We start from the raw sequence: 25,128 nt of genomic DNA, 5'->3' as shown, positions 1-25,128 counted from the left end.
ATTTGATCTTAGCACTTCCCGGGACCTGGAAATTGAATCCTGAAACTTCCCTGATGTTGGAAATTGAAACCTGGAAATGGATGTTCCTATGAGCAACGAACAAGAACTGCGCAAGTGGCGCATGATACTGGGCAACCACGCAGAAGACACCACCGGCATATCACTGGATGGCAGGCAACTGCAAATGGACAAAACCCTGGAAGCCCTCTACGATACAGACCGCCGCGGTGGCCTGGGCCCTTCATCGCCCAATGTGAGCCGCTGGCTGGGCGACATCCGCAACTTCTTCCCCTCATCTGTAGTGCAGGTAATGCAGCAGGATGCATTGAAGCGCCTTAACCTTACGCAGATGCTGTTTGAAAAGGAGATGCTGGAAAACGTGGAGCCCGATGTGAACCTGGTAGCCACCCTCATGAGCCTGAGCCGCGTGATCCCCGATAAAACAAAAGATACCGCCCGCCAGGTGGTGCGCAAGGTAGTGGATGCACTGTTGCAAAAGCTTATCAACCCCACCCAGCAGGCCATCACGGGTAGCCTGCACCGGAGTGTGCGCAACCGCCGCCCCCGCCACAATGAGATCAACTGGCATGCTACCATTCTTAAAAACCTGCAGCACTACCAGCCGGAGTATAAGACCATTATCCCGGAAATCCGCATCGGGTACGGGCGCCGGCGCAATGCCCTCAGGGACATTGTACTGTGTGTGGACCAGAGCGGCTCCATGGGCAGCTCCGTGGTGTACTCCGGCATCTTTGGCGCTGTAATGGCCTCCATTCCCGCCGTAAAAACAAAGATGATCGTATTTGATACCGCGGTAGCAGATCTTACAGAACAACTCACCGACCCCGTGGAACTGCTCTTTGGAGTACAGCTGGGTGGTGGTACGGATATACAACTGGCCCTCAGCTATTGCCAGCAGGTCATTACCCGGCCGGCAGACACCGTGATGGTACTGATCACCGACCTCTTTGAAGGAGGCAATGCCGATAAGATGCGGCAACGCGCCCTGGAACTGGTAACCGCCGGCGTACAACTGGTAGTGCTGCTGGCCCTTAGTGACGATGGTGCCCCGCATTACGATCATGGCAACGCCCAGTTCTTTGCCACGCTGGGCGTACCGGTATTTGCCTGCACACCGGACAAATTTCCTGACCTGATGGCCGCTGCCCTCAGTAAGCAGGACATTTCGCAATGGGCGGCCCGGGAAGATATTGCGCTCAAAAAATAAGTGCTGAAAAGGCGCTGTATTTGAAAAGCAGCCAAAAATTGCAAAGGCGAAGCCGCATAAATAAAATAAAGCCCTGGGAATTGTTTAAACGAAAAGTTTCTCCAGGTACCCAAATAAAAAGGAGCTGTCTCAAAGTTGGAAGACAGCTCCTTTGCATGTACGTATAATCTTACCCGTTATACTACACCAGTTGGGTGCCAATGCTTTCAATACCACCCTTGTTGATGATCATTTCCGCATCCTGGAGGAAATTCTGGATCTTCTCCTTGTTACGGGCTTTGAAGATGGCTTTGGAAATCAGCAGCCCAATCGCGCCAAAGAGCACCGCCACCGTGCGCTGGCCGGCACCGGGCATAATATCCACAAAAAGATGGTCCTTTTTGTCGCGCATAATGAACTTGATGTTTTCATACGGCACGGTCAGGATCTTGCCGGAAAGGAAAGGCTTGGTCACCGCGGCACCGGAATAATGTGGTTGTAACAAAGCCGCAATACTGTCCAGTGTTTCATGGGTTTCTTTTTTGATCTTCATACAGTAAAAGTGTTATTAAAGAGAATGGTGTTTACAAAAGGTATACAGTCGTTTCCGGGGTTTCAGGCACATGCACAACATAAGGCAGGAAACAATAGCAATTTTTCAAAGCACAAGTTTAATAAACAATACACAGATCTCAAAATGAGGATGACTAATCATCCCGGGTTTCAACATAAATTAACACATCGCGCCCCCGCAAAAACCCGCCACGGTATCACCCCATCATATACGTTTTTTTATCCCCATTTAGTTCACAGTAAATGATGATATAATGGCTATGCAAACACATCCATACTTAAAAGCAGCTAAAATACCATCATTTAAACATTTTCAACGCCTAACACAGTTATTTTTTATTTCATAAAATCTTATCACCCAGTGTACTATGCACATTATTAATAACTTGCAATATTTTGTTATATAAAGTTTTATATATATTTGTGAGGAATACCGGATCACCTTGTGAAGAATACCGAATCACCGCATGCTGCCTGCATGTTTTTTTAATCCGGAGCATGCTTAATACCATATCTGTGAAAGGGTGTACTGTTAACCATAGCAGGCCCTGAACCGATGCCTATGAATATGCGCCTGGCACCGCATTTCATTCGTCCTGCGTTTATGCTACACCAAAAACCATTGCGTCTGCATTGCATCATATCCTGCATTGCAAATGCACACCTATGAAGACCAGCGCTCCCGGTTGTGCTGCCCAATGCCATATTACCGGCTTTTCCCCGGAAGCCCGCGCCTGCGGCCACTTCCCTTGAAAGGCTGCCTGTACCTTATTATCCAGCGGCCATTTCCCCGGAAACGACCGCTATCATGCTTTACCATACAATACTGGCGATGAACGTTTTATCCCGTGGCATCCGGTTAGCGCCTGCGCTGATTCCCGGCCCTGCCCTGCAAACGCAAAACTGTACTGTAAATGCGGGCAGCAACACCAGCGCGTGTTCTGGCACAACAGGCAACATTACCATTGTAGTGAAAGTAACCGAATAGTGGATTCCCATACCTATTGAAATCAGATGAAGACTTACCCTTCTATAAGATCCCTGGTGATGGCACTTGTAGTGCTCATAACCGCGCTTACCTCCCATGCACAGGCCATCCATGGCCCGTTTCATCAGATGGCCGGCACCACCGGCGCGGCGGCAGCAGCCGCTCCCGCCATTGGTATTGCCAAACGCGTGAGCGCAGGTCCCACCATCCAGGCAGATGGCAGTTACAATGTCACCTACACTTTTGTGGTGAAGAACTATGGAGACCAGGCACTCAGCAATGTGCAGATCGATGACGATCTTTCTACTGTGTTCCTGTCCCCCGCGTCTTACACCGTGACCAACATCACGGGCGGCAACCTGCTGAAAACCGTTCCCAGGGCCAGTTACACCGGGCAGACAGGCGGCACCGCCCTGCTCTACCCCGGCCCCAGTAGTCTGGGCCTGGGAGCGAGTGACTCTGTAAAACTAACGCTCAATGTCCAGCTGAATAATACCTACAGCACGTTTAACAACAGTGCTACCGCAAGCGCTACCACCCCTGATAATACAGGAATTTCAGACGCTTCCACCAATGGTGCGGATCCTGACCCCAACAATAACAATGATGCTACGGACGATAACAGCCCCACGCCCCTGGTAGTGAGCCGCCCGGACGTAAACGTAACCATGACCGCCAGCAAAAGCACGGTGATCGTGGGAGACGTGATCACCTTCACCATCACCGCAACAAACACCGGTGGCGACGCGGTGAGCACCAACATATCAGACCTGCTGCCCTCCGGCTACACTTTTATAAGCGCCACGCCCGGCACCGGCGCGTACAACAGCGGTACAGGCATATGGACCATCGGTATATTCCCGGCCGCAAACAGCGCCACCCTGGCGCTGCAAGCCAGCGTGAATGCCAGCGGTACTTATACGAACACCGCCACCGCCACTACCACCGGCGACATAGTGCCCGCCAATGACGCAGCTTCCATAACACCCACGGTAACCACGGCAGTGGATATCCAGACCTCCAAGACACTGAACAGTGCATACAGCACTGCCCCTTTTGCCGGCACCAACGTACAATTTGATATCAATGTAACCAATGCCGGCTCCGCCAACTCCAGCAGCGTAACGCTGAGAGATACACTGGCAGCGGGCTTCAATTATATCTCCGGCCCCGCGGGCACCGCTTATGATCCTTCTGACCGCATTGTGACCCGCACCTTTGCACTCAACGCCGGGCAAACAATCACTACTTCCATCATTGTAAGTGTAGTGCCTAACTTAACGGCTGACAATTACAGCAACAGCGCTACCGCAACGCCGGTGGAAACAGATTCCAACCCGGCCAACAACAGCAGTGGCTTCATTACCTTGACACCCGTTCCCGCCATAGACCTGCAGGTGAGCAAGTCATTTGCTGCCGCATCTCCCCTGCATCCCGGCGATGCGGTGACCTTTACCATCATTGCCAAGAACAACGGCCCCAGTGATGCCACAAATGTGATCGTGGGCGACACCCTGCAGAGCGGCTACGCTTTTGTAAATGCCAACGCCACCACCGGTGCCTACGACATCATTTCCGGCCTTTGGAACATCGGCAGCCTGCCGGCCAATACCACCCAGACCCTGACCATCCAGACCACGCTGCTCCCGGATGCCGGCTATGGTAATACCGCTTATATCAAAGGCACTGAACAGGAGAACAATACTAACGACAACGTATATACGCTCAATCCTGCTCCCACGGTAACACAGTCCAGCGACCTGGCCATTACCCAGGCTACCAGCGCCACCGGCAATGCCGCTGATGCAGGCAGCACCATCACCTTTACCGTGAATGTGCACAACAATGGCCCCAGTAAGGCCACCGGCGTGAAAGTAACAGACCTGCTGCCCAGTGGCTTCACCTTTGTGAGCAGCACCGCCGGCGCCGGCTACGATCCCGCCACCGGCATTTGGACCGCAGGCAACATTGCCGCAGGTGCAGATGCTTCCATGACCCTCACCGTAAAAGTGAGCCCGCTCAGCGGCAGCATCTATAAGAACACCTCCACGATCACCAGTGCAGACCAGTATGATGCGGTAAGCAATAACAATAGCACCAGTGTAACCATCACCGTTACCCCGGTATCCAGCATCAGCGTGACCAAAACGGCAGACAACAGCACCCCGGATGTGGGCAGTGATGTAACCTTTACCATCACCGCTACGAACCTGGGCCCCAGCGATGCTACCAACGTGAAGGTGACGGATGCATGGCCCAGTGGCTATACCTTTGTGAGCGCCACGCCCTCTGCCGCCTACACCACGGCCGGCGGCGCCTGGAGCATTGGCAACATGCCCGCCGGCACCAGCCAGACCCTGGTACTGAAAGGCCATGTACTTACCACTGGCATCTACCAGAACACTGCCACCATCAGCGCTGCGGAGCAAGACAGCACCGCTGCAGACAATAGCGCCGCCGTAACACCGGTACCCGTGCCCGTGGCCAACCTGAGCGTGACCAAAACCGCTGATGCCGCCACCAGGGACGTAGGCAGTAACATCACCTTTACCATCACGGCAAAGAACAGTGGCCCCAATGCCGCTACCAATGTGCATGTAAAAGACCTGCTGCCCAACGGATACACCTTCGTATCTGCCAGCGCACCCGCCGGTACCAACTACAATGTACTGACCGGCGACTGGAACATTGGCAGCCTGGCGGCCAATGCCAGCACCGTGCTCACAGTCATTGCTTCGGTAGAGCCCACCGGTGTTTATACCAACACTGCTGTAATAAAGTCAGACGTAAAGGACAATAATACAACAGATGATACCGCGCGTGTAACGCCCACCATCCGCCAGCTCACAGACCTCTACGTCCAGAAAACGAAAGACAGCACCACGCTGTATGTGAACAGTACGATGAAGTTCCACATCAAGGTAGGCAACGCAGGGCCGAACGATGCCACCAACGTGGTAGTAACAGACCTGCTACCCACTGGTTATACTTTTATCAGCGCAGACCAGCCTGGCTATGATCCCGCCTCCGGCGTTTGGAACATTGGCAACCTGGCCTCCGGCGCCACCCTGGACATGGCCATATTGGTGAAAGCCAATGTAGCCGGCACTAACGGTATTGACTACACGAATACAGTAACCGTAACCGGGGACCCCGGTCAGTACGACCAAAATACAGGTAACAACACCGCCAGCGCCGCACCGGACATAAAAGGGATCGCTGACCTGGTGCTGACTAAAACCGTGGACAAGTCTACCCCGGTAGCCGGCACCAATGTAAACTTCACCTTTAACCTGCGGAACAATGGCCCCAGCAACGCTACCGGCGCAGTAGTACTGGATACCCTGAGCACGGCCTTTATCGTGGTAGATCCCCTGCCCACCGGCATGAGTTACAACACCGCCACGCATATCCTTACCTGGAATGTGGGCAACCTGGCCCTGAATGCAGACACCGCGGCATCCTTTGAAGCGCAGATCAACCCCTCACAGGCCGCCGTATACCAGAACACGGCGTATGCATCCAGCAATGAAGACGACCTGCAGCCAGGCAACAATGAAGGCGCCGTGTCTGTAACACCGCAAAGACAAGTGGATCTCAACGTAACCAAGACCATCGCCGCCCCCAGCCCGCTCTACGTGGGCGATACGGTGAAATTCACCATCGTGGCCAGCAACGCGGGGCCCAGCACCGGCACCCAGGTGCAGGTGATAGACCAGTTGAGAAGCGGCTATAAATTTGTAACATATACCACCAGCAACAGCACCGTATATGACCACACGACCAACGTGTGGACGCCCGGCGACCTGGTGCCCGGCCAGAGTGAAACCCTCACCATCGTGGCCACCCTGCTGCCCGATGGCGATTACCAGAACCAGGCTAACATCTTTTCTGCAGAAACTGAAACGAACAACGCAGATAACATAGACCAGATCGTAGCACCCACCGTTACGGCGCTTACAGACCTGGAGATCAAAAAGACCGCGGACGTGGCCAGCGCAGATGCCGGCGCCACCGTGCATTTTCACCTGGTGGCCACAAACCATGGCCCCAATACCGCCAGCAATGTATCAGTGCAGGACCTGCTGCCGGATGGCTACACCTTTGTAAGTTCCAGCAGCGCTGCTTACAATAAAACCACGGGCCTGTGGTCCATCGGCCTCATGCCGGCAAGCACCAGCCAGACGCTGGACATCACGGCCAGGATGAACGCCGCTGGTACCAGCTTTAAGAATATCGCCGTGATCAGTGGCGATGCCTCACAACTGGACACCGCCCTGGCAAATAATACAGATTCAGCCACCATTGCCATGGTACCGCTTACCACCATCTACGTGAATAAAACGGTGGGCAGCAGCACGCCGGATGTAGGCAGCAACGTAACCTTCACCATTACCGCTTATAACGATGGCCCCAGCACCGCTACCAACGTGGTGGTAACAGACGCATGGCCCAGCGGCTACACCTTTGTAAGCGCTACACCCAGCGTGGGCACTTACGATGTAGCTACCGGCCTGTGGACCATCGGCACCCTGGCCAGCGGCACTTCCCAGACACTGAACATTACCGGTACGGTGAAATCCACCGGCACCTACGACAATACCGCCTCCATCACCGGTGCTGAAAAAGATACCCACCTCGGACCTGCCACTGTAACCGTTTCCGTTGTACCTACACAGGTGGCCAACATCAGCATCCAGAAGACCATCAGCAATGACAAACCGGATGTGAACGACCCCGTGACCTTCCACATTGCGCTCCGGAATGATGGCCCGGACGATGCCAGCAACGTAAGCGTAAACGATGTATTGCAAGATGGGTACACCTACATAAACTCCTTGGCCAGCACCGGCGCTTATGACGCCGCCAGTGGTAACTGGACCGTGGGCAACCTGGCCAATGGTGCCACCGCTACCCTGGATATTGATGCCACGGTGAACCCCACCGGCACCTATGATAACAGTGCCACTGTGCATGCAGACCAGAAGAATAACGGGCCTGTTACGTCCTCCATTGCAACACCGACGGTGCGCGCAGTGGCAGACATCTTTGTAAGCAAGGTGTGTGACAGCGTAAATGCTCATCCGGGTGATGTGGTAACCTTCACTATCACGGCTTCCAATAATGGTCCCAGCATGGCCAGTGGAGTGATCGTGAAAGAGGTGCTGCCGGATGGCTATGCCTTTATTGGCACAGACCAATCGCCCATGGTGTATGATGCGCTGACGAACGAGTGGAATGTAAATTTCCTGAACCCGGATCCCACCCAGACCATCACGATGCACATCCAGGCCACCGTATTGCCGGATGCCACCAACTATACCAATAAAGCCACCATTGCCGGTGCGGAATACGACCCGGTGATGGCCAATGACACCGCCACTGTAACCCCTAACATCATCCAGACGGTGGACCTCAGTGTGTCCAAGTTTGGCGATGACCCGGCGCCGGATGCCGGCGGCACTGTGCACTTTAAACTCACAGCGGCCAACAGTGGACCCAGCATTGCCCACAACGTAGTGGTCAGTGACACCCTGCGCAGCGGCTTTGAAGTGATAACGCCGCTCCCGGCAGGTGTAAACTACAACAGCACCAACCGCGTGCTCACCTGGAATGTGGGCACCATGGCCACGGGTACCAGCCTTTTTGTAAACTACGGCGTTTCCGTGGTAGCAGACCAGCCGGCGGACGCCTATGAGAACCAGGCCTTCATCCACGCTGATGAAATGGATATTAACCCGGTGAACGACAGTTCTGCCACCATCGTGGTGGTGCCTACACCGGTAGCAGATCTCAGTATTGATAAAAAGATCATAGCACCCAGCCCGCTCTACCCGGGCGATACCGTGCGCTTCCTGTTGATCGCACAAAATGATGGCCCCAGCAGGGCTACCAGCATTGTAGTAACAGACGCACTGCAAAGCGGTTACAAATACATCAGCAGCACCGGCAATGGTACTTATGACAACACGGCCGGCACCTGGACCGGCTTTGCCCTGGATAATGGCCAGCGTGACACACTGACCATTACCACCACGGTAAACGCCACCGGCGCTTATGGCAACAGCGCATCGATAGACGCATTGCAGGTAGACCATAACCCGGCCAATGACAATGTGTCCATTGTAACGCCGACCGTAACGCCTGCGGCAGATATGGAACTGCTCAAAACCGTGGATAGCATCAACGTGTGGGCCAGCCACCAGCTTACGTTTAAGCTGCGCGCCATTAACCATGGCCTTAGTACCGCCAGCACCGTGGTAGCCAAAGATGTATTGCCCAACGGCTTCACCTACTCCAGCAGCACTGCTACCCACGGTGCCTATGAGCCGGCCACCAGCAACTGGAATATTGGCACCCTGGCCAGCGGCGATACCGCTACCCTGCTGCTCACCGTGAATGTGAAAGCAGATGCTACTAACTACCAGAACACGGCCAGCGTTACCGCGCTGGAAACCGACCTGGGCCCAACAAATAATAAAGACACTGCCACAGTGAACGTACAGCAGGTGGTAGATGTGGCCATTGATAAAACAGTGGACAATGCAGGACCTAATGAAGGCGACGTGATCCACTTTACACTGAAGGCCGCCAACAATGGCCCCAGTATAGCCCACAGCGTAGTGGTTACGGATGTGATGCCCAAAGGCTTTGTACCCAACGGTGCGGTAAGCACGCCGCTCACTTACGACGCAACGACCAATACCATCACCTGGCCGGTAGGCACTGTGAATGCAGGCGCCAGCACCACGGCCACGTTTGCCGTGAAAGTAGTGCCGGACCAGCAACCGGCTGATTATATCAACCAGGCCAGCATCACCGCCGCGGAAACGGACACCCTGACTGGCAGCAATACCAGCAGCGCTGTAACCGTAACACCGGTAGCAGTGGCAGACCTGCAACTGGCCAAGACCGTCAGCGCTCCCAGCCCGCTCTACCCCGGCAGTACCGTGACCTTCACACTCACGGCGACCAATGCGGGCCCGAGCAATGCGGCCAATGCAAGCGTGACGGACCTGCTGCACGCAGGGTACCAATTCATCAGCGCCACCGGCGGCACCTATAACAATGCTACCGGCGCATGGATCATTGGCAACATGGCGAAAGGCGATACCAGGACACTGACCATTACTGCCAAGGTACTGCCGGACCAGGCTGACTACGCCAATACCGCTACCATCACCAGCAGTACAAAAGACACCCTAAGCACAAACAATAACGCCAGCATCACCACACCGGTGGTAACACCACTCTCTGACCTGGCTATTACCAAAACAGTAGACAGCACAACGGTGTATGCAGGTCATAATGTAACCTTTACCATCACTGCCACTAACAATGGCCCAAGCAACGCTGCAGGTGTGATCATTGCAGAACAACTGCCCGCCGGCTATACCCTGGTAAGCCGCAACGCCAGCGCCGGCACGGTGAACAACAGCTTCTGGACACTAGGCAACCTGGATGCAGGCAAATCAGACTCCCTGAAGATCACCGCTACCGTACTGCCCACCGGCACCGCCTTCCTGAACCAGGTGACCATCAGCAGTGCCAATACCGACACCACCATGGCTAACAATATGGCTGCTGCACAGCCCATCATGGTGCCCGTAGCAGACCTTTCCGTGAGCAAAACAGTGGACAACGCCACACCGTATGAAGGTGATACCATCCACTTTACCCTGGCCATTCACAACGCGGGGCCGAACAATGCTACCGGCACCATAGTGGCAGACACACTGCTGGCGGGCTTTACACCCGTACTGCCCCTCCCCGCTGGTGTTACGTATAACAATACATCACATGCCCTCCTGTGGACAGTGGGCACGCTGGCCAGTGGTGCGAACAACAGCCAGTCATTTGCCGTGCGTGTAGTGCCGGATCAGCCGGCCAGTGATTACGTGAACACCGCCTCCGTGAATGCCGGCATAGCAGACATTGATCTGACCAACAATACCAGCAGCCCGGTGACGGTAACACCCGTGCCGGCGGCCAATGTACGCGTGACCAAGACCATCACCGCTCCCAGCCCGCTACACCCGGGTGATAATGTAACCTTTACCATCACCGCGGAAAACGCAGGTCCCGGCAAGGCAACCAATGTAGTGGTAACAGATGTGCTGCAAAGTGGCTACCAGCTTGTCAGCGCCACACCGGCCACTTACGCCGCCAATAAATGGACCATTGCCTCACTGGCGGCCGGCGCCACCCAAACCATGACCATCACGGCCAAGGTGCTGCCAGACGCAGTGTACGGCAATACCGCTACCATCAGCGCAGACCAGCACGATAGCGGCAATAGCGATAACACCGCCGCTATCACGGCACCCACAGTAACGCAGGTGGCAGACCTGGGCCTCACTAAAACCGTGGATAACACTACCGAACAGGTGAACCACACCGTTGTGTTTACACTGACGGCTACCAACAATGGTCCCAGCGCCGCTACCGGCGTAGTGGTGAAAGACCCGCTGCCGGATGGCTTCACCTACATCAGCTCCATCCCCACAGGCAGTTACAACGCCGGCCAGTGGACGATCAATAACCTGCTGAGTGGCGAAAGCAAGCAAATGCAGATCGTGGCTACCGTGGCACCGGATGCCACCAGTTATAACAACATTGCCTCCATTAAAGGCAATGTGCAGGATAATAACAAGACCAATGACACGGCCAACGCCAAGGTAATTCCCGTACCCGTGGCCCAGCTCTCCATCACCAAGGTGGCAGACAATAACACACCGGATGTAGGCAGCACCGTCACCTTTACCCTCACCGCCAAGAACAGCGGCCCTGGTAAAGCTACCAACGTGAAAGTGACAGATGCACTGCCCGCAGGCTACACCCTGGTAAGCAGCAACACCACTACAGGCACCTACAGCGCCGGCGTATGGACCATTGGCAATATGAGTGTGAACCAGGCCGCCACCCTTACCGTGGCTGCAAAAGTGAATACCACCGGCAGCTACACGAACACGGCCACCATCAGCAGCAGTGAAAAAGATACGGTACTCTCAGACAACACTGCCAGTGTAACACCGGTTCCAGTGCCCATTGCAGACCTGTCCATCACCAAAGCCATTAACACCACTGCACCCAATGCAGGTGACATAGTACACTTCACCATCACCGCGAAAAATGGCGGGCCGGTGAATGTAACAGACGCCGTGGTGAACGAAGTACTGCAAAGCGGCTACACCTTTATACAAGCCACACCAGCAGCAGCGTACAACGCCACCACCGGTAAGTGGGCCATTGGCAGCCTGGCCAGCGGCGCCACCACCACCCTCATTATCGACGCTAAAGTGAATGCCAGCGGTGATTATAGCAATACCGCCAGCATCACCTCCGCCACGATACCAGACCGCGTACCAGGCAATAACAGTGCATCCAGCACCACGCCCACGGTACACCCCATCACAGACCTGCAGATCAAAAAAACAGTGGATAGCGCCAGCATATGGGCCACCCATCAGCTCACCTTTACGCTGACCGCCACAAACAATGGCCCCAGCGACGCTACCGGTGTAACAGTAACGGATCTACTCCCCGCCGGTTACACATTTATAAGCAAATCGCTCAGCAACTACAATGAGGCCACCGGCGTGTGGAACATTGGCAACCTGCTGAACGGGGGCGTACAGGAGCTGAAGCTGCAGGCTACCGCCAAGGCAGATGCCGCCGCAGCCGCTTACAAGAACAGAGCCGCCATTACCGGTAATGAAACAGACCTTACGCCCACGAACAATGCGGATTCTGTAACGCCGGTAGTGAAACAGATCATCGATGTGTCCATCGTGAAAACTGCGGACCAGCTAACGCCCGATGAAGGCGATACCATCCACTTTATCCTGCATGCCCACAACGATGGCCCGGCCACAGCCCACGGCGTGGTAGTAGCAGACCAGGTCAGCAACGGCTTCAGCATCGTACCGCCATTGCCCACCGGCATGACCTACGATGGCCCGTCCCGCACCATTGCATGGCTGCCGGGCACGATGAATGCAGGCGCAGATGCCAGTGCCACCTTTGCGGTGCGCGTGGTGCCCAACCAGGCCGCTGCCCTGTACGTGAACAGTGCAAACATAGACGCGGCAGAAACTGATATTGCCCTGGCAAATAACACCAGCACCCTGGTGACCATTACTCCGCGTGCCGTGAGCAACCTTCATTTAACAAAATCCATCACCGCGCCCAGCCCACTTTACCCCGGCGCCCCGGTAACCTTTACCCTCAGCGCGAAGAATGAAGGCCCAAGCAATGCAACCGGTGTAACGGTAACGGATATACTCCAAAGCGGCTATACCCTGGTAAGCGCTACGCCTGCTACCGGCACTTATAATGCGGCCACCGGCAAGTGGACCATTGGCGCCCTCACCAGCGGGCAGGCTACCAGCATGACCATCAGTGCCATTGTAAACCCGGACGGCGTATACAGCAACACCGCTACCACCAGCGTTACCCAGGCTGATAAGGATAACAGTGATAACACCGCCAGCATAACCACCCCGGTAGTAACACAGCTCACTAACCTGTCCATCACCAAAACGGCCGACAGGACAGACGCTGATGTGAATGACCTGGTATTATTTACCCTCACCGCTAAGAACAATGGGCCCAGCAAGGCTACCAATGTAACGGTAACTGACCTGCTGCCCACCGGCTACACCTTTATGAGTGCCAGCGATGCGGGCTACAATAACACCACCGGCAAATGGACCATTGCCACCCTGGCCAGCGGTGCCACCGCCCAACTACAGATCAGCACCAGGGTAAATGCGGGTGGTAATTACACCAACACGGCCACCATCGCCGGTACGGAACTGGATACCGTAAGCACGGACAACAGCGCCAGCGTGACCGTCACCGCCCACCCGGTAGCCAGCGTGCGCGTAACCAAGACGGTAGACAACGCCACACCGGATGTGAACACCTCGGTAACCTTTACCATCACCGCGAAGAATGATGGCCCAAGCAACGCTACCAATGTAAAAGTAAGTGACGCACTACCCACCGGTTATACGCAGACCAGTGCTACCGCCAGCACCGGGACCTTCACCGGCGGTGTATGGACCATCGGCAGCCTGGCAAACGGCGCCAGTGCCATCCTCACCGTGAAAGCCAAGGTGAATGTAACCGGCAACTATATCAACACCGCCACGGTGAGCGCCGCCGAGAAAGACCCGGATGCTACAGATAATACTGCCAGCGCTGCCACCACGCCGGTGCCCGTGGCAGACCTGCAACTGGCTAAGACCATCAGCAACACCACGCCGGATGTAGGCAGCAACGTAACCTTCACGCTCACAGCCAGGAACAACGGCGCGAGCGCTGCCAACAACGTAGTGGTGAATGATGTGCTGAAGAACGGTTACACCTTTGTAAGCGCCAATCCGGCCGCCAGCTATGACGATGCTGCTGGCAACTGGGTAATAGGCGCCCTGGCCGCCAATGCCAGCGCCACCCTTACCATCACGGCTAAGGTGAACCCCACCGGCGCTTATGACAACACAGCCTGGATAAGTGGCCTTGAAAAAGACAACGACAAAACAAACGATACCGCTAAAGTAGCTGCCCCCACCGTACGGGCTCTCACAGACCTGTCCATTACCAAAACAGTGGACAGCACCACGGTAGATCCCGGTCATAACCTGCACTTCACGCTCACCGCACACAATGCAGGCCCCAGCGATGCCACCGGGGTAACCGTAACCGATCTGCTGCCCACCGGCTACACCTTTGTAAGTGCCAGCAATGCCGGGTACGACAAGACCACCGGCACCTGGACAATAGGCGCCCTGGCCAGCGGCAGCGATGCTGTCCTGACCATCACCGCCACCGTAAAAACCAGTGGCGTGTATACCAACACGGCCAGCATTACCGGTACACAAACAGACACCGTAGCAGCCAACAACACGGCCAGTGCAACACCCACCGTGCGCGCCCTGGCGGATGTACGCTTGACCAAAACCGTGGATAAAGCCACCCCGGACATGGGTAGCAAGGTGACCTTCACCATCACAGCTACTAACAACGGGCCGGCCAATGCTACCGGGGTAACCGTAACTGACGCGCTGCCCGGCGGCTACACACTGGGCAAAGCCACACCGGGTGCCGGCACCTTCGCCGCAGGCGTATGGAACCTTGGCACCCTGGCCTCCGGTACCACCGCTACCCTCACGGTAGAAGCCACCGTGAATGCCACCGGTAACTATACCAACGTGGCCACTATCAGTGCCGCGGAAATGGACCTGGTGCCGGCCAATAACAGCGCCAGCGCAGCCACCACGCCCACGCCTGTGGCAGATGTGGCCATTACCAAAACCATCAGCAACAGCAACCCGCAGGTGGGTGACGTGGTGACCTTTACCCTCACCGCCGGCAACAACGGCCCCGTAGATGCTACCGGCGTGATCGTAAGTGATAAACTGCAAACCGGCTACACCTTTGTAGATGCCACCCCCGCCGGCGTGTACGACGCCACTACCGGTGTATGGAACATTGGCACCCTGGCCAACAGCAGCACCTCTTCCCTGCTGATTAAAGCCACGGTGAATGCAAACGGCAATTATGCCAACAGCGCCACCATCACCGCCACGGAGAAAGATGCGAACGTGACCAACAACACCGCCGCCATCACACCGCCCGCGGTACAGGCGCTCGCAGACCTGGACATCATGAAAACAGCAGACAGCACTAACGCGGAACCGGGGCATACCGTACACTTCTCTCTCACCGCCCATAATGCTGGCCCCAGCAATGCTACCAGCGTAACGGTAACGGATATACTGCCCACCGGCTACACTTTTGTAAGCGCCAGCGATGCCGGTTACGACAAGACCACCGGCACCTGGAACATACCCACGCTGAACAACGGCGACAACAAAACACTGACGATCACCGCCACCATGAACGCCGCCGGCAACTATGCCAACACGGCCACCATCAAGGGCGCGGAAAAAGACAGCAACCCAGCCAACAACAGCAGCACCGCCACCGTAACACTGACACCAGTAGCAGACCTTGCGGTAACGAAGGCCATCAGCAACAAGACGCCCAACGTGACCAGCAGCGTTACGTTCACCATCACCGCCGCCAACCATGGCCCGAGCAACGCCACGAACGTGAAAGTGACGGAAGTGGTGCCCAGCGGCTATACCGTAACCGGCAGCAACACCGCCACCGGTACCTACGACGGCAGCACCTGGACCATTGGCACCCTGGCTAACAATGCCACCGCTACCCTGACCATCACGGCCACGGTGAATGTGAGCGGTAATTATACCAACACGGTTAGCATCAGCGCAGCAGAGAAAGACACAGCCCTGGCCAACAACACGGCCTCCGTAACGGCTACGCCCAATGCGCTGGCGGATGTAAGCGTGACCAAAACCATCAGCAAAACAAATCCCGAAGTAGGCGAGGTGATCACCTTTACCCTTACCGCAAAGAATGCAGGTCCCAGCACAGCCACCGGCGTGATCGTAACAGACCTGCTGAAATCCGGCTACACCTTTGTAAGCGCCGGCAGCACCGGTTATGATAAGACCACCGGCATTTGGAGCCTGGGCAATATGACTAACGGTAACGTACAAACGCTGACTATCAGCGCCAGCGTGAATGCAGGCGGCAACTATGCCAATACGGCCGTGATCACCGCCGGTGAAACAGACCCGCTGACCAGCAACAACACGGCCTCCATTACACCGCCCACGCCCAAACCGCTGGCAGACGTGGAAATCGTGAAAACAGTAGACCAGGACAAACCGGGCATCACTGACAACGTAGTATTCAAACTGGCAGTGACCAACCACGGCCCCAGCGATGCCACCAGCGTAAAAGTGGTAGATATACTGCCCGCTGGCTACACCTTTGTAAGCGCAGACGATGCCGGCTACGACAAGACCACCGGTGTGTGGTACATAGCCACCCTGGCCAATGGCAGCACCCAAACACTGGGCATCACGGCCACCGTAAACGCAAGCGGCAGCTACAGCAACACCGCTACCGTAAGCGCTACAGAAACAGACAAGGTGCTGGCCAATAATACCAGTACGGTGGCTACTATGCCTTACCCGGTAACGGACCTGGAAGTGACCAAGACAGGCGATAATGATTTCCCGATGATGGGCAGCACCATGACCTTTACCATCACGGCGAAGAACAACGGCCCCAGCGACGCTACCAACGTACAAGTGACGGATGTGCTGAAGAGCGGCTACGCCTTCCAGCACTACACCGCCACCCGCGGCACCTTTGACCCGGCCACCGGCATCTGGGCCCTGGGTAGCCTGGGCAATGGCCACAGTGAAACGATGACCATGACCGTGATCGTAGCACAAGCCACCGGCACTACCAACTTTGCCAACACCGCAACCATCAGTGGTGCGGAAGCAGACCGTGACCAGGCCAACAACAGCAGTACGGTAACACCCACACCGGTAAGGCTCCTGGCCATTGATGACCAGCTGACCACCGAAAACCCTGACAGTGTAAGTGCAGACCTCACGGCAAATGACACCTATGGCCCCAATGGCCACTTTGTGGTCATCAAAGACCAGCCGTTGCATGGTACCGTCGTGATCAATACAGACAACACGGTCACCTACACACCGGTACCGGGTTACACGGGCAACGACAGCTTCACCTATACCATAGAAGACAAGTCCGGCAACAGCTCTAACACGGCCACCGTGGCCATTGCCGTGAAGCCGCGCCAGATAGACCTGGACATTAAGAAAGTGATCACCACCGCGCCTGGCGATATCAAAACCGGTAAGCTGCTCACTTTCCGGATCACGGTCATGAATAAGAGCGCCAAACCCACCGGTAATGTGCTCATGGAAGACGTGCTGCAATCCAACATTGGCGATGCACAGGTACTCCTCCAGGCAGATAGCGGCCAGGCCAGCTTTGACGCCATGACCCGGACCGTAACCTGGACACTCGATACCCTGGCCGGCGGCAGCAGCGTACAACTTACCATCTCCGGCAAACTGCAAAGCGGTGGCGCTATCAGCAACACCGCCACGGTGAAAGGCCGTGATGAAGACCCGGACGATACGAACAACAGCAGCACCGTAACAGCCAGCAGCGTGGCCGACGACCTGGCGATCCCTAACGTCTTTACCCCGAACGGCGATGGCGTGAACGACCGGTTCGTGATCCTCGGCCTGGAACGCTATACCAATGTGAAACTGGTGGTATGGAACCGTTGGGGCAACGTGGTATACCAATCCACCGACTATCACAACACCTGGGATGGCAGCAGCCTCAATGAAGGCACTTACTTCTACCAGGTGGATGCGAATGGCCCGGACGGCAAGCAACAATTCAAAGGCTGGTTGCAGCTGATGCGCTAACCATAACAGATTATCCTAACAACGACCTATGAAAAAGTTCCTGTTCATCCTATTGATCACGCTGTGCGGAATAAAAGTTTCCGCACAGCAGGACGCCCAGTTCAGCCAGTACATGTTCAACGGGCTCTATATCAACCCGGCCTATGCCGGCTACCATGAAGCGTGGAATGTGCATGCCTTCTACCGCAACCAGTGGAGCAGCTTCCCAGGCGCGCCCAAAACCTTTTCCGTAGCTGCGGATGGCAATTTGAAGAACGAACGTGTGGGCCTGGGCATACAGGTGATGAATGATAAACTGGGTGCATCCAACAACACCTCGCTGTACGGCACCTATGCCTACCGCTTCCCGGTGAATGAAGAAGGCGACCACCGCCTGTCCATCGGCATCAGCGCGGGCTTTGTGCAGCAGCACATGGACCTCTCCAAGCTATCTCCCACCAGCACCGCCCTGGACCCGGTACTGGTGAATGGCCGCAAAGACGCCATGCTGCCCGATGCACGCGTAGGCATTTACTACAATACTGAAAAATGGTTTGCCGGTTTTTCTGCCAATAATCTTTTCACACATGCCTTCCAGAAATCAGACGCACTGAAAGAATACCTTCCCCTGAAGCCACACCTGTACTTCACGCTGGGCGGCATTTTCCCGGTATCGGAGCAGCTGAAACTGAAGCCTTCCCTGCTGGTAAAAGAAGACATGGCCGGCCCCACCAGCATAGATATAAATGCCATGGGCCTCATCCAGGAAAAGCTGTGGGTAGGCATCTCCTACCGCTCCGCTTACCTGAAGCGGAACAACCTGCAGGACGGCCTGCAACAGCCATCCGCCATGGTGTTCATGGCAGATTTTATCGTGAGTGAAAAACTGCGCATCGGCTATGCATATGATAAGACGATCAACAGCACAGTGGCTAACAATGCGCCCACAAACGAGATCTCACTGGGCTACTACTTCAGGCACAAAGACGGGCGGGTGATCTCCCCTAAATATTTCTAAGGTCGTTTTTCATACAGGGACAAACAAGGGCTGGCCCAAAACGCCAGCCCTTTTGCATGCCCCCCGGAGGCGGTACGGGGGGCGGCGAACCGGGCCCGGGAAGGCCCACAAAACCAGGTCAATCCCATATTTCAGTAACTTTACGCAAACACCGCTGTATGCAAAAAGCACTACCCCTCACGCTTTGTTTGCTCCTCCTCTCCTTCCAGGATGCAAACCCCGTAGCAGTTACAGACCGTAAATACACCAGCATGACATCGGGCACCTTCCCGGCATCGCACCTCCGCAAAAATGAAACGGAGATCAGCGCTGAGGGCGGGCACATTGACGCCTACTATGACAACACCGGTTTCCGCATCATTACAGAACATACCTTTGCCGTGATGAGCGAGCATGAGACCCAGCTTTACTTTGATCCCGGCAACCAGTTGATCCTCGTACAGGACCGCAATATCACCCACGCTACACCCATGTACGACAGTGCCTTCACCCATGCAGATGATAAGGCCCAGACCTGGCGATATTACTTTCAAAACCGGAAGCTCATTAAATGGACCGGCCCCAAAGCCAAAGACAGCACCTCCCGCCAGTACCGCGACCAGCAAGCCTCCTGGCTGGATTACTCCGACAATATGGTAAAGCAGATGACGAAATACTACACCAGGAATCCACAGCCCGCAGCTTTCACATTGCCCGTTTCAAAAGACACCGAATAAGCGAGGCATGCCCTCACGCGCGGGCCTGTCCCCGGACACAAACAATAACGCCCGCGAATAATCGCAGGCGTCTGGTTGCTATCTTAACACACAGATTGGGGACGGGCTTACAAATGGAAGGCCTCCCAAGCCCCTGCGGTTGCCCTGTTGCAGGTCATGGCCTGGGTGCCATTCTCGCTGGATATATATTTCCCGTTATTGCCAATAAAAGAGATAGTGCCATCCGGCTGCGTCACCCAGGTGAATTTTTCCCAGTCACTCACCGTAGTACGGTTGCACGTGATGGCCTGGGTGCCGTTCTCGCTGCTCACATATTTACCCATGCTTTGCAGCGCCACTTTGCCACCACCGGCATCCACCACGGTAAATTGTTCCCATGCCTGGGCAGTAGTGCGGTTGCACGTCATGGGCTGGGTGCCATTTTCACTGCTCACATATAAGCCATTGCTGCCCTTGAGGGTGATGGTCTGGCCAATGGGCACCGTGCCGCCGGAATTGCTCATGCTGTACACGCGCACATAGTCCACCAGCATTTGCGTGGGCAGGGCGGCGTCATTAATGGTGTTACCAGGCAGGTCTCCACCTACGGCCAGGTTCAGGATGATAAAGAAGGGATTATGAAAAGCACCGGTGTTGTTAATATTGTTCTGGATATTACCATTTACATAATTGGTACCGTCTACATACCAGTGAATGCCATTAGCATCCCATTCCACGGCATACACATGCCAGTCTGTAGCCGTAGCGGTAGTGCTGCTGCCATACTGTACGTGGCCACTACCGGCATTCCAGTGCATGGTGCCCAGGATGGTATTGTTGGTATTCACCTGCTCCATAATGTCGATCTCACCACAGTCGGGCCAGGGCGTGCCGTTATTGATGCTGGCGCCCAGCATCCAGAATGCAGGCCACATGCCCTGTACACCCGGCAGTTTAATGCGGGCCTCAATACGGCCGTAAGTAGGCTGGTACTTGCCGGCAGTGGTCAGCTTGGCAGAAGTGTAAGGCTGGCCGCCCACTGTTTGCTTTCTGGCAGTGATCACCAGGTTACCGCCGGATACGGTGGCATTGGCAGACTGATAGTACTCCTTCTCATTGTTCACGCCGGGGTTGCCATTGTCGATGTTCCAGTTGCTGGTATTTACGCTGGTACCATCAAATTCATCGTTCCACACCATGGTGTAGGTAACGGCGCGGGGCTTGCTTTCCCCGGCAAGGGAATTGTCTGTGGGTTTGTTGTCCAGGTTTTTAGTGCAGGACACGAAACAGAATGCGCTCAGCAGGATGCTCCCTGCTAACATTGCTTTTTTCATAACTGGTTTTTTAGTGAAACATGGATTAAAAAGAACATGGAATTATCGCTTCATTTTTGGGTAGAAAAATGAAAGGGTCAAAACGTGGTAGTTATGAAATCGGCGTATTATGTATACTGAGGTGGTAGTAGGATACGATAATACGCAATTCAACGCAATCGAGCAAAAAACTTTTCAAGCTGTAACCCTTGCTGCTGCGGGGTTGCAGGGAAGGTGAAAATTTTCCGCATGGACAGCGAAAAATTTTCATAAATTAACTGCGATGCGTATGGGATTGTGTAACAGGTACACTGCCATTTTAATAAAACCCATTCACCAGATATGCCCAGATTCCGCGGCCTGTTGTTACTGATCTCCGTTTGTATAACCAATAGCCTGATGGCCCAGCAAAAATTATCCTTGTATGTGGCCCCCGGCTACCAGGCAGCAAACTCCCGCTGGTCCATTGCAGGCAACAGCAACGGTACCAATCCGAACATCTATTCGGAACTGATCTGGAAAAATCTGCAGTGCGCCAACGTGCAGGCAGGCATTGACTACCAGTACAAACAATGGGGCGTGCGCCTTAACTACAATGAATCCTTCATCCAGTCTGGCGATGTGACCGATACCGATTACGGCGCGGATAACCGCCGGCAGCCAGTGTACGAAGGCGTGTTCCAGGATGATAAAGGACACCTGCTACAGGCAGATGCAGCCCTCACCTACACCTTTCGCTTGCGCGGAGTGGGCCTCACGCCCATGCTGGGGTATGTGCTCAATAAGCAAAACCTGTATGTATTGCCCAAACGGGCATCTGACCCTGCTGACCTGCGCAGCACCTACAACGCAAAATGGCAAGGCCTGCTCACCGGCGTTGAAGCTATATTTATACTGGGCAAACATTTTGATCTTACCCCTTCTTTGTATTACTATCAGCTGCACTACACGGCAGATGCCAACTGGAACCTGATCACCCAGTTCCAGCACCCGAGAAGTTTTTCGCATAAGGCCAATGGCTATGCCCTGAAGCCCTCGCTGCGGCTGGATTACAAGCTTTGCCCGCTACTCCGCATTTTCCTTAAAGGAGATTACGCCTACTGGAATACCGCTAAAGGCACGGATGAATTGTTCCTTACTTCCGGGCAGGTAGATTACACACAAATGAATGGAGCGCGCCGCCAGGAAGGCGGTATGGCACTGGGTGTAGCCTTCTCTTTCAGGGCCGGCCGCTAGTTTGCTGATCAAAAAACTTTGCCTAACTTCCTGTCTTAACCTCAAACCGCATCTACATGGCAGCGCTGTCGCCTGAAAAGAAAAAGCGGACCACTACCCTTACCCCGGAAGACTTTACGGCACAGCCGGAAGTGAGGGAGGCAGTGGCCAAAGTCCTGGCCGATTTCAAAGGTACCCAGCCCAAAATTGTATCTGATGTAATAGATGATGCAGGCCACCAATACGTGAACCTGGTACAGAAAGGCGGGGGCGTGCTGGGCATTGCCCTGGTAGGCTACACCTATGTGCTGGAGCAGGCAGGCATCCGCTTCCTGAAGCTGGCCGGCACCAGCGCAGGCGCCATCAATACCTCGCTGATGACCATTCTTAAAGAAAAAGAGGATGCCAAATCAGAAGCCGTGATCCAGATCCTGTGTGACCTGGATTTTTTCAGTTTTGTAGACGGCCACCCGGCAGCCCGCTGGCTGATCCGCAACTTTATCACCCACGAAAATTTTAACCGGATCATGCTGCGGTGGGCCATCATCATTGGCTCCATGCTGGTGCTGCTGCCGTTACTTTGTTTTGTTTTTTTTGGCCTGCAGCACCAGCATCCGGCGCTGGCCGTGATCACACAAACTGCATTTGGGCTCACAGCGTTAGGCTTCGTGGCCATCTGTGTTTTTTCCGGTTGGGTAGGAAGCCTGCTATCCCGGCTAAAGAATGCCGGCTTTGGCATTAACCCCGGCGACACCTTTTATGACTGGATCAAAAAGATCTTCGAGGCCAATGGCATCCACACCGTGGAAGACCTTACCACCAAAGCTCGTAAACGCCCCGCCAGCCTGCGCGTACGGGAAAATGCACCGCAGACCCTGGAAAACCTGGACGGGGATGTGACCTTCATCACCGCGGAACTGGTTACACAAAACAAGATCCAGTTTCCCGCCATGTACAACCTGTTCCGCGCCCCCGGCGACAAGCCCATTCACCCCGCGGGATTTGTGCGTGCGTCCATGTCCATTCCCGTGTTCTTTGAATCGTACATGATCCCCGATATTGATTGTACCCGGCCTGAGATCGTGAAAGCATGGGCCGATACCTTCTTTGAAAAAGACCCGCCTGGCACCGCGCGTTTCGTGGATGGCGGCGTGCTGTCCAACTTTCCCATGAACCTGTTTTACAACCCGGCCCTGGCCCAGCCCCGCCTGCCCACCTTTGGCATAGACCTGGACGACAGTAACCCGAATGATAAAACAAAGAACCCTTATTTCTGGACCGGGGGCGGTTACCTGGGCCGCGTGTTCAATACCATCCGTTTTTATTATGACAAGGACTTCCTGATCAAGAACAGCATGTACCAGGCCGGCGTGGGCAGCATTCCGCTGCAGCGTTTCAAGTGGTTGAATTTTTTCCTGGACAACCAGGACAAGGTAGATATGTTTATCTGCGGCGCACAGGCTGCGCAGCGCTTCCTGGCCGATTTTAAATGGGAAGATTACAAACAGACGCAGGTGGCAGCCCGCAAGCAATTATCTTAAACCGTTTTGCACATGGAATACATGCACGCACACCCCTGGATGTTATTTTTCATTACATGGAGCATCATGCTGGTGTCCATGCTGATCATGAACCACCAGGCCCGCAACTTCTATACGCTGGACGTGGTGCTGCGCCAGTTCAGCATTTTCCAGCTGGAGTTTCCCGCATCCAATAAAGAATTGCCCAACCTTATACAAGGTATCTACGCCCTGCCGGAACCGATGCGCACCCGCTCCCTGCGCGCGCTGAAAGGACAGCTCTACACCGACTTCCTCTACATGCCCGGCGTATACCTCAGCATCCACATCCTTTGCCATGAAGTGTCCAGGACCCAGCATGGATGGGGCTTTGCGCTCTTTACCTTTTTATCCATGGGACAATTTATCTCCTGGCTGTGCGATATCATTGAAAATTTTTACCTGCTGCGCAAAATACGCCGCAGGGGCCCGGCCATTTCCAGGCTGGAACACAAAGCCTACCAATTGATGGAGCTGGTAAAATGGGGCCTGGCCCTGGCGGGCGCCGGCCTGGGCGCCAGCATGCTGGTATATGCCTGGCTGCTCGGCACCGTACGCGCTGAATCATTGCGGGTACTTGGCTGGGTAATAGTGGCAACGGTGGTATACGGGGTACTAAATGCAGTGTTCAATAAACAGCGGGAGCCTGATAATGCGGCGCTACAGGTGAAATAAGACGCCTATGAATAAAAAAGCCGCCGGCGCATGAAGCCCGGCGGCAGTCTGGCCAACTTGCCAGCAGATTACTTGGATGGACAACCCGGTCCCGGCGCTGCCTTACTTGTTGCTTCAGGCAACATGGACCGGAAGTTTCCATGACATATCTGTAGATTGCATGAATACCTCCTTTTCTTTGGTGAATTTTAAAGTTACGAAAAAATATACACCTATCCTCCCCTCACCGTATTCCATCCACTGATCCCCGCCACTTATCCGGGCTAAGCTGCCACTTCCGTAGAAATCCGTATTCTGGAATTGCAGTAGATTTGCGCTTGTCTGCAGAACATGCCGCGCCTACTTTTGCATCAGATTGTTAGAAGATACCGTAAACCGGATACACCACTTGAATTGTACCCCCAAAAATTTCCGGACGTGCAGTTGCGCGGCGCGGCATGCAGATCGGACAGGATTGCATGTACCCGCATGGGCAGCTGCACCAAAGGAGATCTGCTCCTGTAGCGGCTCTCATTAAAACACTCCTCTCCAAAAAGCACTGCCACATTTT

General features: G+C 54.8%; 9 protein-coding genes. 7 read left to right on the top strand and 2 right to left on the bottom strand.

The annotated features are described in order from the left end of the window. Positions 1–88: 88 nt before the first annotated feature. Positions 89–1,228, top strand: a complete 1,140-nt coding sequence (locus DCC81_RS17660) for a vWA domain-containing protein (RefSeq protein WP_108687905.1) — start codon at positions 89–91, stop codon at positions 1,226–1,228. Between the two features lie 181 nt (positions 1,229–1,409). Here DCC81_RS17660 and DCC81_RS17655 read toward each other — a convergent pair whose 3' ends face one another. Then, on the bottom strand, positions 1,410–1,760 hold the full coding sequence (locus tag DCC81_RS17655; protein WP_108687904.1) for a hypothetical protein: 351 nt from the start codon (positions 1,758–1,760) through the stop codon (positions 1,410–1,412). A 1,034-nt stretch (positions 1,761–2,794) separates the two neighbouring features. Here DCC81_RS17655 and DCC81_RS17645 point away from each other — a divergent pair. From DCC81_RS17645 to DCC81_RS17635, 3 genes are all read left to right on the top strand, one after another. After that, positions 2,795–18,124, top strand: coding sequence for a T9SS type B sorting domain-containing protein (locus DCC81_RS17645; RefSeq protein ID WP_108687902.1), 15,330 nt, complete (start codon positions 2,795–2,797; stop codon positions 18,122–18,124). A gap of 28 nt (positions 18,125–18,152) precedes the next feature. Next, a complete protein-coding gene (locus DCC81_RS17640) occupies positions 18,153–19,121 on the top strand; it encodes a PorP/SprF family type IX secretion system membrane protein (protein WP_108687901.1) in 969 nt (322 codons plus the stop codon). 158 nt (positions 19,122–19,279) lie between these two features. Beyond that, positions 19,280–19,837: a hypothetical protein gene (locus tag DCC81_RS17635; protein ID WP_133177703.1), complete on the top strand. Its 558-nt coding sequence runs from the start codon at positions 19,280–19,282 to the stop codon at positions 19,835–19,837. A gap of 107 nt (positions 19,838–19,944) precedes the next feature. Here DCC81_RS17635 and DCC81_RS17630 read toward each other — a convergent pair whose 3' ends face one another. Next, positions 19,945–21,150, bottom strand: coding sequence for a family 16 glycosylhydrolase (locus DCC81_RS17630; RefSeq protein WP_108687899.1), 1,206 nt, complete (start codon positions 21,148–21,150; stop codon positions 19,945–19,947). A gap of 321 nt (positions 21,151–21,471) precedes the next feature. Here DCC81_RS17630 and DCC81_RS17625 point away from each other — a divergent pair, with 321 nt between their 5' ends. From DCC81_RS17625 to DCC81_RS17615, 3 genes are read left to right on the top strand one after another with little or no spacing between them, the layout of a single operon-like run. Continuing rightward, complete coding sequence (locus DCC81_RS17625; RefSeq protein WP_108687898.1) at positions 21,472–22,365, top strand: hypothetical protein; 894 nt, start codon at positions 21,472–21,474, stop codon at positions 22,363–22,365. Between the two features lie 56 nt (positions 22,366–22,421). Continuing rightward, positions 22,422–23,885, top strand: coding sequence for a patatin-like phospholipase family protein (locus DCC81_RS17620; protein ID WP_108687897.1), 1,464 nt, complete (start codon positions 22,422–22,424; stop codon positions 23,883–23,885). Positions 23,886–23,897: 12 nt separating this feature from the next. Then, a complete protein-coding gene (locus DCC81_RS17615) occupies positions 23,898–24,578 on the top strand; it encodes a hypothetical protein (protein WP_108687896.1) in 681 nt (226 codons plus the stop codon). The last annotated feature ends 550 nt before the right edge of the window (positions 24,579–25,128 follow it).

The sequence above is a fragment of the Chitinophaga parva genome, assembly GCF_003071345.1.
In the GTDB taxonomy this organism is placed as follows: Bacteria; Bacteroidota; Bacteroidia; order Chitinophagales; family Chitinophagaceae; genus Chitinophaga; species Chitinophaga parva.
The sequence above is the reverse complement of the archived record's forward strand: the minus strand, read 5'-3'. Positions and strand labels throughout refer to the sequence as shown.

What these genes read in the sequence shown, in the direction of transcription:
- DCC81_RS17660 (WP_108687905.1), top strand. Translation starts at nt 89, where the DNA reads ATGAGCAACGAACAAGAACTGCGCAAGTGGCGCATGATACTGGGCAAC.
- DCC81_RS17655 (WP_108687904.1), bottom strand. Translation starts at nt 1,760, where the DNA reads ATGAAGATCAAAAAAGAAACCCATGAAACACTGGACAGTATTGCGGCT.
- DCC81_RS17645 (WP_108687902.1), top strand. Translation starts at nt 2,795, where the DNA reads ATGAAGACTTACCCTTCTATAAGATCCCTGGTGATGGCACTTGTAGTG.
- DCC81_RS17640 (WP_108687901.1), top strand. Translation starts at nt 18,153, where the DNA reads ATGAAAAAGTTCCTGTTCATCCTATTGATCACGCTGTGCGGAATAAAA.
- DCC81_RS17635 (WP_133177703.1), top strand. Translation starts at nt 19,280, where the DNA reads ATGCAAAAAGCACTACCCCTCACGCTTTGTTTGCTCCTCCTCTCCTTC.
- DCC81_RS17630 (WP_108687899.1), bottom strand. Translation starts at nt 21,150, where the DNA reads ATGAAAAAAGCAATGTTAGCAGGGAGCATCCTGCTGAGCGCATTCTGT.
- DCC81_RS17625 (WP_108687898.1), top strand. Translation starts at nt 21,472, where the DNA reads ATGCCCAGATTCCGCGGCCTGTTGTTACTGATCTCCGTTTGTATAACC.
- DCC81_RS17620 (WP_108687897.1), top strand. Translation starts at nt 22,422, where the DNA reads ATGGCAGCGCTGTCGCCTGAAAAGAAAAAGCGGACCACTACCCTTACC.
- DCC81_RS17615 (WP_108687896.1), top strand. Translation starts at nt 23,898, where the DNA reads ATGGAATACATGCACGCACACCCCTGGATGTTATTTTTCATTACATGG.